Origin of the sequence: Vibrio sp. SALL6, assembly GCF_002002385.1 — a bacterium.
Classification (GTDB): domain Bacteria; phylum Pseudomonadota; class Gammaproteobacteria; order Enterobacterales; family Vibrionaceae; genus Vibrio; species Vibrio parahaemolyticus.
In genome coordinates this window covers 1-12335 of record NZ_MQVK01000023.1, presented here as the reverse complement: position 1 = coordinate 12335, position 12335 = coordinate 1, and the positions used below count along the sequence as shown (strand labels likewise).

15 protein-coding genes are annotated in these 12335 nt (G+C 41.3%); 8 read left to right on the top strand and 7 right to left on the bottom strand.

Going from position 1 to position 12335, the window contains the following annotated elements; all coding sequences use genetic code 11:
• Positions 1–235 precede the first annotated feature (235 nt).
• The 5 genes from BIW15_RS14745 to BIW15_RS14730 all read right to left on the bottom strand — a co-directional run bounded on the left by BIW15_RS14745 (position 236) and on the right by BIW15_RS14730 (position 5999).
• Entirely contained in the window at positions 236–424 is a 189-nt protein-coding gene (locus BIW15_RS14745; protein WP_021453797.1) for a hypothetical protein, read from the bottom strand.
• Positions 425–743: 319 nt separating this feature from the next.
• On the bottom strand, positions 744–1271 hold the full coding sequence (locus BIW15_RS14740; RefSeq protein WP_021453095.1) for a siphovirus Gp157 family protein: 528 nt from the start codon (positions 1269–1271) through the stop codon (positions 744–746).
• A complete protein-coding gene (locus BIW15_RS14735; protein WP_077281217.1) occupies positions 1264–4428 on the bottom strand; it encodes a hypothetical protein in 3165 nt (1054 codons plus the stop codon). The genes BIW15_RS14740 and BIW15_RS14735 overlap by 8 nt, the downstream gene beginning before the upstream one ends.
• A 12-nt stretch (positions 4429–4440) precedes the next feature.
• Positions 4441–4620: a hypothetical protein gene (locus tag BIW15_RS24590; protein WP_127463331.1), complete on the bottom strand. Its 180-nt coding sequence runs from the start codon at positions 4618–4620 to the stop codon at positions 4441–4443.
• Between the two features lie 710 nt (positions 4621–5330).
• Positions 5331–5999, bottom strand: a complete 669-nt coding sequence (locus BIW15_RS14730; protein WP_024702645.1) for a LexA family transcriptional regulator — start codon at positions 5997–5999, stop codon at positions 5331–5333.
• A gap of 108 nt (positions 6000–6107) precedes the next feature.
• On the opposite strand from BIW15_RS14730, the gene BIW15_RS14725 reads away from it, so the two are divergent.
• The 8 genes from BIW15_RS14725 (at position 6108) to BIW15_RS14685 (ending at position 10080) form a co-directional block, all read left to right on the top strand.
• Positions 6108–6329, top strand: a complete 222-nt coding sequence (locus BIW15_RS14725; RefSeq protein ID WP_021486590.1) for a helix-turn-helix transcriptional regulator — start codon at positions 6108–6110, stop codon at positions 6327–6329.
• A gap of 19 nt (positions 6330–6348) precedes the next feature.
• On the top strand, positions 6349–6813 hold the full coding sequence (locus tag BIW15_RS14720; RefSeq protein ID WP_025526421.1) for a YmfL family putative regulatory protein: 465 nt from the start codon (positions 6349–6351) through the stop codon (positions 6811–6813).
• Positions 6810–7028 carry a hypothetical protein gene (locus tag BIW15_RS14715; protein ID WP_005495414.1) on the top strand — a complete coding sequence of 73 codons (219 nt, stop codon included), beginning with the start codon at positions 6810–6812 and terminating at the stop codon, positions 7026–7028. The genes BIW15_RS14720 and BIW15_RS14715 overlap by 4 nt, the downstream gene beginning before the upstream one ends.
• A gap of 64 nt (positions 7029–7092) precedes the next feature.
• Positions 7093–8046 carry a helix-turn-helix domain-containing protein gene (locus BIW15_RS14710; RefSeq protein ID WP_077281215.1) on the top strand — a complete coding sequence of 318 codons (954 nt, stop codon included), beginning with the start codon at positions 7093–7095 and terminating at the stop codon, positions 8044–8046.
• Complete coding sequence (locus tag BIW15_RS14705) at positions 8043–8423, top strand: hypothetical protein (RefSeq protein ID WP_077281214.1); 381 nt, start codon at positions 8043–8045, stop codon at positions 8421–8423. Before BIW15_RS14710 ends, BIW15_RS14705 begins: the two co-directional genes overlap by 4 nt.
• Positions 8416–9066: a DUF1367 family protein gene (locus BIW15_RS14700; RefSeq protein ID WP_077281213.1), complete on the top strand. Its 651-nt coding sequence runs from the start codon at positions 8416–8418 to the stop codon at positions 9064–9066. The genes BIW15_RS14705 and BIW15_RS14700 overlap by 8 nt, the downstream gene beginning before the upstream one ends.
• Positions 9067–9234: 168 nt before the next feature.
• Positions 9235–9636, top strand: coding sequence for a recombination protein NinG (locus BIW15_RS14690; RefSeq protein ID WP_005495404.1), 402 nt, complete (start codon positions 9235–9237; stop codon positions 9634–9636).
• Between the two features lie 36 nt (positions 9637–9672).
• Positions 9673–10080, top strand: a complete 408-nt coding sequence (locus BIW15_RS14685) for an antiterminator Q family protein (protein ID WP_077281212.1) — start codon at positions 9673–9675, stop codon at positions 10078–10080.
• A gap of 195 nt (positions 10081–10275) precedes the next feature.
• Here the strand turns inward: BIW15_RS14685 and BIW15_RS14680 are convergent, their stop codons facing one another.
• Both BIW15_RS14680 and BIW15_RS14675 read right to left on the bottom strand, forming a co-directional pair.
• Positions 10276–10755 carry a hypothetical protein gene (locus BIW15_RS14680; RefSeq protein ID WP_140057023.1) on the bottom strand — a complete coding sequence of 160 codons (480 nt, stop codon included), beginning with the start codon at positions 10753–10755 and terminating at the stop codon, positions 10276–10278.
• 35 nt (positions 10756–10790) lie between these two features.
• Positions 10791–12335: hypothetical protein (locus BIW15_RS14675; RefSeq protein WP_218673959.1), on the bottom strand; the 1545-nt coding region annotated here is incomplete at its 5' end.

Below are 12335 nucleotides of genomic sequence, written 5' to 3'. Positions count from 1 at the left end.
TTAACTGCCCCCGTTCATCAACTTTAGAAGCTGTGCTGCTTTGGGTGTAGTAGTTAACTCTGGGTCATTCGCTGCGTCAGGTATGCAAATGAGCCAGCGGCCGGTAGGTGTTTTACGAGCCTGAAGGATTCCTTGTCTGATCCAATTTCGAATAGTTTGGCTGCAAAGAGCAGGATAATAATTGCGTTTGTATTGGGGAATGGTCATTTCACGCATTTTAGAAGTCTCCGATTACCTAATCATTTGAACTTGTGTCAGAGTTCATTTCTTTGATTTCAATTTCGATGATTTTTGCTTCCAAGTTTGTAGCGCTACAACCACCATCCCATTTTAGGTCACAGTTATCACACCCTAAAATGTTGCATTTAGTGTTCACGACATTTATCAAACGTTCATTTAGTTCTTCTTTGTATGAGTTACTCATAGCATTACCTCTGTTTTTTGCAGATTGACGAGCGACGGTAATAGCGTCTCGATGAGACTGGTTGTTTATATTTAGCTCATGCAATAGGTTTCTTATTTTATAGTAGTGAGAAATTTCATTGCTTCAAGATGCAGCCCTATAGAGACAACGAGTGTACCCGTAGGCTTAGTCGATAGAGTGTGTCGGCTCGAACCACGCCTCGCTACTTGTGGTGAAGAAGGGCTCACTGGTGGGTAGATTGAATAGCCCCGTTGTTTTAAGTAGTGAAAAAATGCCTCAGCTAAGTGAGGCTCAATTTGTAGGGTGAATATACTCATTTTTATTTTCTCAGTACGACTTGTTGAGGCTGAGACTCATACCAAGCAAAATCTAGCTCTTCACCATCATCTAGCGCTTTTCTTATTGCGTCCTCATCAGGGACAAAACGAACTTCGCGTATTAGATATTTCTCAGGAAGGTGTGCTTCCTCGTATCGAAGTTTGGCTGGATTGTTTTTGATGTAAAAAGTACCGTATGCACCTTTCATTTTTTCGATATTTAACATTTGGAATAAATTCAGAAGCGGGTAGGTCATTCGACTGCGTTCGTCTTTTAAAGACTTGGCGCGGTCACCGTATGGTTTTGCTTGCTCGGCATATACTTTTTTCTCCGCATCTGCCAGCTTCGCTGCTGTTTCTAACTTATCCATGTATCGACGGTAGGCCATGAGTTTGTCATCAATAGAACACTCGATACCTGCCAAATTATCCGCAATGGTTTGCTCGTCCCATTCTTCTTGTTTGGCCAGCTCCAACAGGTCAAAGACCTGCTGGTTAATATTGTTCATGCTTTCTGTCTTATCAGCCATTTGCCTGATCCTTATCTTTAATGTCAGCGTTGAAGTCTTTTATTGCCGATTCTGCTTGCTCCGCGATTCGAGAAAGCGCTTTGTCTTTCTTGGCTTTGCTTGCCTTGTCGTGGGTAGGGATTGCATCCAGAGCTGTTTCAGCTAGCTTTTGAAGTCGCTTGATTTCTGCCAGAGAAGGAGCAGTAGAGAACTTGTCAGTGTATGACTTAGCCTTATCTAGCGCCTGTTGTGTTGCTTTCGCATCAAACTCAAGCTGTTTAAGCGCATTGTCGGTTGTCTTCGTCATTTGCGAACGGTTGATGATGTTTTCATCGTCGTATTCACCCATGTATACGTCACCACAAATGCCTAACATTGAAAGCGCTTTACCTGTCGCGTCGGTAAGTGACTTTTTACGGCACTCTCCGTTTTTGATCATGCGACTGTAATTGTGTGACCAATAGAAACGCTCAGTCTCACCAAAAGCTGTTAATGTGCATCGTTCGCCACTGTTAGGGTGGATGTACCAAAGCTCAACTTCCATGTTGTGGACGGACTCATTCACTCCGGTATACGTACCGTTAGCGAAAATTGGCAAACCGTCCTCAATCCACTCCCGCTTAACATCGACACCCCAACCTTTGCCACGAGGACCAAATATTTCGGTTGCTTTCATTTGGCGGTATTGAGCATTGATGGATAATCGACCTGTCGATGGGTCTTGCTTAGTGAAATTCAAATCGGTTTTAAATGACTGATTCCAAATACCCATATTTGAATTGCTTTCGTCTAAATCGACATCTGGAATTTCAGGATCGTTAGCTGGCTCTTGCTCTACAATATTTTGAGGAACGTCAGTGCCGCTAATGTTGTTATCAGAATCGGCAAGATGCTCATCATTAGCAGATTCGGATAAAGGTGCGTTTTTGGTAACCTTAGGCTTTCCACTACCATCGGTTGGTTCTTTTTTGTCTTGTTCTGGTAACTTTTGGGCTTCTTTTTGTTCATTATTGCCACTTGAAAGCTCATTATTACCATCGGCTTTGGGTTGGCCGGTAAACTTCATTACTAGGTTAACCGACTCAGTTGAATGCCAAATGATCACCGGATTTTTAAGCTGTTTGATGTAATCAGCTAAAGCGTTAATGTCGGTGTCTTTGGTAATGATTTTTAATAAGTGGGTATAGGCACGCTCAGGTGTTACTGCGTGATTTTCATGTGCCAAGCGTTCAGCTATGGCGAGCAAGAGAGATGGATGCTCTACTTCTGATATCAGAGTGTTGGATGCTGGCTCCATACTTTCAATAAGTTCGATATTTTCTCGAAAGACAGCGCGAAGAGTTCGGATGTTTAGAAATGATTTTGACACCTCGCTTGCATCATCAAAATCAATGTTGCGTATGTTTTCTAGTGTTTTGTCTTTAACGAAAGTTAAGTATTTACCGTTGTGTTCCCGTTCTCCGTTGTGCCAATTAGTGAGTTCATCTACTACGGCAGCAAGCTTCTCTCCTGCCTCTTCATACTGCTCTGTTGTTAGATATGGGCTACCATCACTAATGCGAGAAAATATTTCAGCAATAAAGCATTCATACTCATTTTCTAAATTATGTGCTGGTTTGTGTTGAATGTTATTTTTAGTAACCGTACATCTGGCCACTAGATACTCAGCCTCACTTTCATTAAATAAAACCCCACATCTTTCCAAGCCGTTAATTGTCTCCACTAGTTCTTCGATGTCGGTTTGAGCTGTGATGTGAGGTTGTAGTGCATCCATAGCGAGTTTTACTTCGCCCTCTGTCATTCTTGCTGTAGGGCGACGAGCTAGGCGTTCACGTACTGCATTTTCTATTGGTGAACATTCGTTAGGTGGTAAGTCTTCGCTATCCATCACCTCAATGCAATTTTCTTCGAACTCCTGAATGTATGGAGATTTCATAAAAATCTTAGCTAGACTTAATGAGCTATCGTACTTGTACAGAGCGTCAATAATTGCCTGACCAGCCATCTTGATCGCTTCTTTTCGGGTGGTGGCAAACTCACAGCCAAAGTCGTTAGCGTCACCGAATGCGCGTTCTGCTTTCTGATTGCCTTCGACAGCATATTGCCACCCCTCGTCACCACAATCTCGGATTGCAATAACGACGTGTAATTCATCGGTTACAGGGAGAGCGGCTTTCCAGCAGTTAGGTTCAATGATGTATTCATTGGCTGCTGGCTTGTCGATAACATCTTCAATATGTTTCATCGACTCTTTCGTTTTCTCGGTTAGTACGGCAGGAAGGTAAGGTTTAAAGCTCTCGGTGAAAGCTTCTAAATCGTATAGAACACCAATCGTTACCATTGAGTTCACATGCTCAATTGCTTGATTTGGGGATTTATCTAAAGGCCAGATGTCCGCAAAATGACCTTCAACAACTTCTAAATAATCGCTGTGGGCTTCTAATGCGTTCTTTGCGTCTGGGTGCTGTGATAGTGCTGTTATAAACAGTTCACTAGGTTCTAGGAATGCATGATAAAAATCATGTTTCATCGTTGCGGAGATAAAGGTTTTTTGGTCTTCGGGGCCAAACTCATCTTGGTAATCTAGGAATTTTTCAAGGCGTTCCACCGCTTTATCAATCGCGTCGTCACGTTTTTCTTCGGTTCGATCTAAGTTCATTTTTTCGTGCTTATCGAAGTCACCAAACTTAAATCGGAATCCGTAAGCATATTGGCTATGGCCAACTCTCAGAATGAAGACCTTAGCAGCTTTCATACTGTCGGTTTCGCTACTGTAAATGAAAGAGGAATCTTCAACTTGAGGATCTTTTGTGTCGTAGTATCCATCTTGGCCTAGGGTAGGGTACGGGGTATCCGGAACATTTATTTGTTGTTCATCTGAGTGAATGAACTCGCCTTCGTCAACCCCCTTGGCTTCTAATTCTATAATTGCTGCGTTGTAATCTTCTTCTGATATTTTTTCGGCCTTAACGCCTTTGAAGAAATCACTGTATCCGGAATTTTCATTTTCGGTGCATAGTGGATGAGTTGCTTCAACCTTGCAAACAGCTTCCGATTTGGCTAGTTCTTGGGTTGCGGCTTTAATGTAGTGAATTACAGGTTCCAAATCGCCAGATTCTTTTACCGCTTTGTGCGATACCTTTTTATTACAGGTTAATTTGAAATACTTATCAGCCATTTTAAGGTGTCCTTATACAGCTAAGCTGCCTTGAATTTTGAGGGAAGATGCAGTTTCAAAATTTTCTTCAACCGAGTCAGGACTACGGAAACCATGCTTCCGGCAGTAATCGGTCATAATTTTTCGATCGTGCGGTAGTTTTTTTACCGAGAGCCAGAACTGCTCAACGGATTCTTGGGAAGGTCTGTCCACAGTCAATTCCTCAGTAGAGACATTAAACAGAGCACGCATAAGCCAGAGCTGGCTAGGTGGGAGAGAGGTTGCAATGGGTGCGCTCTTTAATACCTCTAAAGAAAGTCTTGTGCTTGTTGGGACGTGTGTGTACTAGGGTAAATTGCGGTACCGGATAAAAATTAATACACAGATCTTAAAGACTGGTCCGATACCGCAATTTTGAAATGCCCCTAACGCGATTTATCAAGGCTCAGTCGGTTGTCACTATCAAAATCGACCGACCGTTAAGAGCATTTCAAAATGGCTCTCATAAGAAAGCCAAAGCCCGTTACTACTAGAGTACCTATGGGATAGGTCTAGTCACCTCACTATGTCGGGTGACCGTAGATTTACTTTCGTTACTCATCTATCAGCCCTTTGCTGATAGGTGCTCTCAAACGTTTTGTACCACCTAGTGGTCTCGCTCATCCGTTTAAGTGTTTCACGCCATCGAAAGCGGGGCGTATCAGTTTATTTTGGGTTTCCAACAGTTTTAAAGAGCCTCAAGGCATCGCCTTGGTATAATCAATATTCCATAATGGTATTTAAATGTAAATGCCAAAATGGAATTATTTTTGATGGTAGGATGAATTCTGAAATATGGGGGGCAGATTTTAGACAATAAAAAACCGCCACTAGGGCGGTTATCATCAAATTGGTGGGGGGATTACTCTGTGTAGATTCTATGCTCAGGTAAGTTTGACGTTAATCTTAGCATCAACCACTACACCTACAATCTTACAGTTACCATTAATTGGCAGTTTGGGGAATGATGGGTTTAACGGACTGAGAAACTTCTGTCCAGCGTCAATGATGAGTTGTTTGAATGTGGCTTCGTTAACATCATCAAGCTTGGCAACAACCAGTGACTTATTAACCGCTTCAACCTCAGGATCGACTAGAACGCGAACACCCGTAGGGAAACTAAGTGGTGAACCGGGCGGTGCGGTCATCGAATCGCCTTCAACTGTTAGCCAAAATGAACTTGAACTCGCTTTCTCAGTTGTTGCCAGCATTTGTGCGTCTTTAACGTTATACGGTTCGCAAGCTTCTCTCCATTGTCCCGCTTGCACCGAACTGATTAAAGGGAATAGCCCTTTGGTTTCAGGTTGGTCATCTATTGATTTTACATTAGCAAAACCATCAGGTGTAACAGAGCCGTCAGAAAGCAAAGTCATTTGACTAAGTCCGACGTGCTTCATCATTTCGGCAATCGTATCAAGGCTTGGTTCTCGCTTCTCGTTTAAGTAGCGAGCAATAGTTCCCTGAGCCACTCCCATTAATTCAGCAAGATCTGATTGGGTTATGCCTGAGGTCTTCATCCTGGATTTAACCAGTTCATTCCAATTTGTTTTCATTCGCTAATTATGCCACTGCGGTATTTTTTAAAAACAACCGTTATGGAATATATCGATTGCATGTAGAATTCCAAATTGGTATAAATGTCCTCATGTGACGGAGGACATATGAACCGAATTAAAGATTACCGTACCAATTTAGGAATAACTCAGCAGCAACTTGCTGATGAGCTAGGTGTTTATCAAGCAACAGTTAATCGATATGAAAAAGGGCGTAGCCCGAATCTAAAAACATGCTGGCAGATAATTAATGCTCTCTGCTCTTTGGGTGCTAAATGCAAGTTCCAAGATGTATTTCCAGATAATACAGCACCAAAGAAAACTGCATAACTACAAGGAGTTATTGATTATGTTAGTGAAATTTGACTCGAAAAAAGAAGTGGTCAAAGAAATCATCAAGAAGACCAAGGGAGGTCGAGGTGCTTTAGCTGGCGCAATTGGTATGTCTGAAACCACCTTCAACAACAAGCTCTATGAACGAAACGGTTGCCGTTTTTTCGATGATGAAGATCTAGAAGCAATGGAAATCCACGCTGGTACCTACTTTCTGGCTCAATATCGCGCAGGCCAACGCGGTGGTTTGTTTGTTCCTATGGCGGAACTCGAACTTGACGCGGAAGAGCTTAGCGAAATCCAGATCAAAGAGATGGCTGCACTTGGTGAAGCGAATGTCGAGATTTGCCGAGCACTCGCAGATGACCAAATGATCGACAACAAAGAAGCGAAAGCTATTAAGTCAGCTGCTATTGAAGCAGCTGCACGAGTTATCGCGAGCAAGTTAGCTGCGATTCGAGTTTATGGGATGGACAAATGAAAAAAGGCGTAATTGATAAATCATTAATTCCCGTTTCTGAAATCGTAACAATCACTGCTCCAGTTCAAGTCGTCATCAGAGATGGAGAGTTTACGGTTAAAGAGTTAGTCGTGGCAGGAAAGACCGTTGATTGTTATCAGGGGCTTACGAATATATTGCTGGAAAAGCAGCGCGAGTTTGACCGCCATAAAAGTCAAACGCTTAACGATTGGTGAGAGGGTTGTTGGTTTACCTCTAGGCGTATAAGAAAAGCGCAGCGTAGCGCTGGAAGTCAAGAATATGAGTAGACGAGCTACAGATTGGGCGTGGCGACAAGATATCAAGGCCACGATGAAGTTAATTCTTCTATCTCTTGCCGATCGAGCTGATGAGTATCATAGAGCATATCCGAGTGCGGAGCGTATAGAACTCGATACTCGCTTAAACATCAAAACAATTCGTTCGAACCTAAAGGTAATGCAAGAGCTTGGGATCATTCGAGATTCTGGGAAAAGAAAGGGGTCAACGAATCAGGTTGTTGTATGGGAATTGTTAGGCATAGAAGACGATGTGAAGCATCAAGTCCCAAAATCATCAAGAACCACGAGCCCTGAAGAGAAGGTACCCGAAAATGGACACCTTCCGAAGGTACCCAAAATTGGACTTGAAAGGTACCCAAAAACGGATTTGAAAGGTACCCAAAATTGGGTAACAGAACCAGTCATAGAACCAACCATTGATCCTTTAAAAGATCTTATTCCAAGCAATGATGAATTGCTTGAAACCAGAAAACCTGAATCTGAATTTGAATTTCCAACGAATCGTCGTGGTGAGATTTATTCCGTGTACATGGAGGACATATTCGAGTTCAGAAAGCTGTATCCGTCTGTAGATGTTTATCAGGAATTTCGAAACATGCTTGGTTGGTTGAAATCTAATCCCACCAGACGCAAGACCAAAAGTGGAATCCCTAGATTTATCAATTCTTGGTTAGCCAAAGAGCAGAACAAGGGACGATGCAATAAAAACCTAGAGTCACCAATCCAGCTTGACTGTACAGCCCAAATTGAGAACGAAATACATCTAGCTGAATCTAAAGTAGCAGGTTTGCAGCAGAACATTATGCAGCATCAGCAATGGAACATTCCTGGTGGTGAGAAAGCTATTGTCAGTTTCCAAGCGGATATTGAAAAGCTAAAGAGATTCATCCAGCAACAACGACAAATCCGAGAGCGATTGCAGGGGGACAGATGATCTACTACCTACCGAAGTTTTGGTATGCCGGTTCTAAAAAGTGGGGCATTCCATCTGATCTGCCGTTTATCGAGGGTAAGTTGCAAAGCCTGAATATGGCAAATCAGAAAGTTGCTAGTGAACAATATGAGGATATCTACAAGCACTTTCACAATTGTGGAGAGTGGCGCAAAGCGCGTGAGTTAGCTAATCAGATGTTAAACGACATAGTGAATGATTATGGCATTACTCTCAAAGATTATGAGCAGATGATCGCGGCTAACGATGATGACTCTGAGAACACTCAATTTCGTATCGACTTGATGATAGAGAAAGCCAAAAAGGCTCAAAAGTTGGCGAAACCAAGAATTCACTTTAAGGAGTTGAAACGTGCGTAGTTGTTCAACTGTGAAGGCAAAAAAAGAAACGACAGAGATCATCGGTGCAATTGGTACTGGTGGTTATATTCAGTACGCAACACCTGAAATGCGCGAAAAGGCTGCTACGATGCGTGGACGCGTTGTGGCTATTAAGCCTAAGTCTAAAGCGAAAGCCCGTGTTTTGGATCACCACCGTAAATTTTTTGCGTTGATACACCTAGGATTCGAGTATTGGTCTCCCGACGTAAGCCTAATCAGCGAACCAGAGCATTACATAGCACATGAAACTGCGAAGCAATTCTGTCAGTTGGCTGGACGAGAAGACATGTATGAAACACATGGTATTGAGATTGCCAACATCGTCTTATCGAAAATAAAAAAACAGCGAGAAAGTCACTGCGACCCAGAGGCTTACAAGTGTATTGAGAACTACCGATACCAAGTGATGATCGAAGCTGGTTATTTTGATTTAGAAATGCTCCCCAATGGAGGAACAGTAAAGCGGCCTTGGTCTATCGCTTTTGAGAACGCAGACCAAGAACAATTCGAAAAAATTTACAAAGGTTGTTTTAACGTCATATGGAACCAATCACTTTTTCAAGTATTTAACGACGAGCAAGAGATGCAAAACGCAGTATATCGCTTTATGGAGTTCGCATGATACGTCTGTTATTTGCCTTATTTACGGTGGTTAGTGCGATAGCAGTGGTATCGTCAGCATTCTTGCAATTCAGCTTTCTCTTCGCTGGGCGTGGCTTCCATTTCGATAGTTTGTTTCTCATCTACCTAACGGCTCTTTTTACTGGACTTATGGGGCTGTGGCTGACAAATGAAAATTAAGAAATACGGGTATCGAGTTCAAAAAGCTCAAGAACAATTTAACCGTTTTATCGTGTTACGCGATAGCGGAAAACCGTGTGCTAGCTGTGGACGCTACTTGCCTCTGTGTTGCGGCCACTTTCGTTCTGTAGGCGCAGCCCCTGAACTTAGATTCAATGAAGACAATGCCCATGGCCAGTGCTACGAATGCAACGGGAACAAATCGGGGAATTCGAAAGAGTACCGACGTGGACTTATCGAACGTATCGGACTATCTCGCTTAGAAACGTTAGAAAGTTATCACTCTCCGCAGAACTGGACGGTGTATGACCTATACGACATTGAGAAAGTCTACAAGGCCAAAGCTGACGTGATGAGTACTAATTTTGAGTATTTCTACGAGTCAGCTTAGTTCACACCAACATGTAATTGAAGTAATGGTATCAATATGAAAGATCAAGATTTAGAACGTACACGAGTACTGTTAAGAGGGTGGGGGAACTGGTCACACAACAATACTGGTTGTCATTGGTATACACAGATGTGTGGGTTATCGAATGTCCTGCCTGTGACTCCAGACATAAGATATAAGCTATGTGATGATGATGCTCTAGTCATTGATAAGTTGGTTGCTTGTATGATGGATGAGGAAAATCCAAGGCCAATGACATTTTTTATTCTTCACTATGTCTATGGACTTAATAAAAGTGAGATTGCGAGAAGGGCGACAAGAGAAGACAAAAAGCAATGTACGGAAGGCAAGGTTCGCTCACTGTTACTTTTAATGGAATCAATGGTTTGTGGAATGCTCATTCAGCGTGAACAAATGGGATTTAGGCTAGCGTATGATAAATAGCTGTCGTATTGCTGCCAGGTTGAACTTCCTTCAGTTTTAGGGGGCTTAATTATACCAACTAATACATAAGGTATTTCTGTAAAATGGTAGCCTTGAAGTGTTTGTTACACGACATTTATCATAATAAGCGGCCCATATTAAGGCCGCTATTATATTGAGGATTATGAATACTTGACTCTATACGTAAGTATCAAGCTATTTACCAATCTCAAGTTTGATTATTTTTCCGTCATAATGAGTTATTCTTACAGGTAAACCTTCAACAATAGGTCCACCAACTTTACGTGTTTTGTTAAAAGTACTAGAGGCCTCGTTATGAGAGTATGAAAATTTTTGATTACCTACGACAAAAGACTCCTTATCTCCATTTTTTTTCTGAAGTGTTACTCCTCTGACTAAACCGGTCACTACTTCAATATTTCCATAAGTATATTGATTTTTTAATTCATTATAATCACGAATAATACCATAAGAGCCTATAAGACCAATTGTTCCAGTAATACAACCAAAAATTAGAGAAAAGCTTTTAAGACGTTTTACTTTACCAGGTAAAACAAGTTTATCTGCTCTTAAGTTAATAAAAGTTGCACATAATGGAATAAATAAAGATGCGGAAATAAATATGAGTTGTATATTACTCAATCCAGCCATTTCAAAATATGTAGTATATTGCAATATATTTAACTCCTCATAATTTTAGCAAAATAAAATCAATGTAGCCAACCGTGATGTAATGCCTCTAGGAGACCAATGTAAGGATCACTCTTTTCATATGGTCGATTTTTAGGCCATTTACAATGCTCCTTATTAACTTCATATTTGTATCCACAACAAGTTGTAGAAACATAACATCCATTTTCATAAATCAAGCTATCAAGCACTATGATATCATTTTTATTATTTGTGTTCCCTTTATCCCAGTTATATTCGCTAGGCTTTGCATTGTCGGCTGTACAAGCGGGGACATGATTATAATGGCTAATGTTTACCACACGCCCCCAAGACTTGATCATGACTCGTTTCCCTTTTAAAAATGACCATGGGACACTCAAACCACATCTTTCAGCAGTTGGATTATTAAACATCTTTATCATGTTTATTAATTCAGCTTCGGTATCGAATTTATTAATCAATACACCAGTATTGATCCCCATTTGTGCGTCAGGTAAACCAACAAACCCTGCAGATAATCCAACCCCCCACACATCACTATTTAAGCTTTGGACATAAGTTCCGCCGATACCTACGCCTAATCCAATATCACCCGAAAACACTGATACAGGGCCTTCAGTGATTGCGTTAAGGTCATCAGTATTATAAATCATCAAAGTCATTTCGGCTTCAGGATCTGTGCCTGTATTGACTCCAGCATCCGTAGAAATGGCAACCTCTTTCAAGTTGGTGGTTGCTGCTACTGAGTATGATGAACCAGGCGCGCTGAGTGAGGCAGATATCTGAACTGCCCCTACTTTGGGTGGTTCTACCCAACCAGATGGATGAGGACAGAATTTACCGCATTGTGCAACTGAACGAAATTGACCTGCGTACCCCTTATATGTCTCTGAAAAAAGGGCATTGCTAAACAACATTGTTAAATAAGGCTTCTGACCTGATGAAGCCTTGGGAACAGGTATGATTGCTTCGAAATAAGTATACTCTCCATCATAGTAGCTTGCTTCTTGATACCCTGTTACAGAGTTATAATGTCCTCTGGCTTCGTCCCATAGCGAATCTTTACTAATAGTGAATTGATCTAACTCAGAGATATAATCAAAATTAAATGCCACTTTCTTCTCTACGATATCACCATACTCTAAACACCTTTTCCTTATACTTATACTAAGTTTCCTTCCGTACCGATGACATTCTCTATACGTAACGAAATTACCAGGTGCAGACATGTATCTCAGATTGAACTTTATTTTATCTGCTAAGAATTTTGGGTTGTCTCCTTTCACTTTTAAACCTAAAGCAATATAGTCCTTTCTAGGCCAACCACGCCTATACGCTGTGTATTGAAGACTCAAATCATATTTTTCATAAGAAACTTTAGATACAGATAATTTATTATCCCAGTCGTCTAAAATTCCATCAACCACTAATGGCATAGGTCCTACAACTGGAAAATAGTTACCTTTATAATTTTCATTTTTGGTCTGAGAAAAAGCCGAGCCAATTGACATAAATAACATTAAAAACAGAGTTATTGTTTTGAATTTAATCATTTTTAGTATTTGTTTAAAAACGGGGCATGG

Coding starts and splice junctions, on each gene's coding strand:
- BIW15_RS14685 (WP_077281212.1), top strand. CDS start 9,673: ATGAAAGATCAAGATTTAGAACGTACACGAGTACTGTTAAGAGGGTGG.
- BIW15_RS14715 (WP_005495414.1), top strand. CDS start 6,810: ATGAAAAAAGGCGTAATTGATAAATCATTAATTCCCGTTTCTGAAATC.
- BIW15_RS14745 (WP_021453797.1), bottom strand. CDS start 424: ATGAGTAACTCATACAAAGAAGAACTAAATGAACGTTTGATAAATGTC.
- BIW15_RS14740 (WP_021453095.1), bottom strand. CDS start 1,271: ATGGCTGATAAGACAGAAAGCATGAACAATATTAACCAGCAGGTCTTT.
- BIW15_RS14705 (WP_077281214.1), top strand. CDS start 8,043: ATGATCTACTACCTACCGAAGTTTTGGTATGCCGGTTCTAAAAAGTGG.
- BIW15_RS14730 (WP_024702645.1), bottom strand. CDS start 5,999: ATGAAAACAAATTGGAATGAACTGGTTAAATCCAGGATGAAGACCTCA.
- BIW15_RS14725 (WP_021486590.1), top strand. CDS start 6,108: ATGAACCGAATTAAAGATTACCGTACCAATTTAGGAATAACTCAGCAG.
- BIW15_RS14690 (WP_005495404.1), top strand. CDS start 9,235: ATGAAAATTAAGAAATACGGGTATCGAGTTCAAAAAGCTCAAGAACAA.
- BIW15_RS14720 (WP_025526421.1), top strand. CDS start 6,349: ATGTTAGTGAAATTTGACTCGAAAAAAGAAGTGGTCAAAGAAATCATC.
- BIW15_RS14735 (WP_077281217.1), bottom strand. CDS start 4,428: ATGGCTGATAAGTATTTCAAATTAACCTGTAATAAAAAGGTATCGCAC.
- BIW15_RS14710 (WP_077281215.1), top strand. CDS start 7,093: ATGAGTAGACGAGCTACAGATTGGGCGTGGCGACAAGATATCAAGGCC.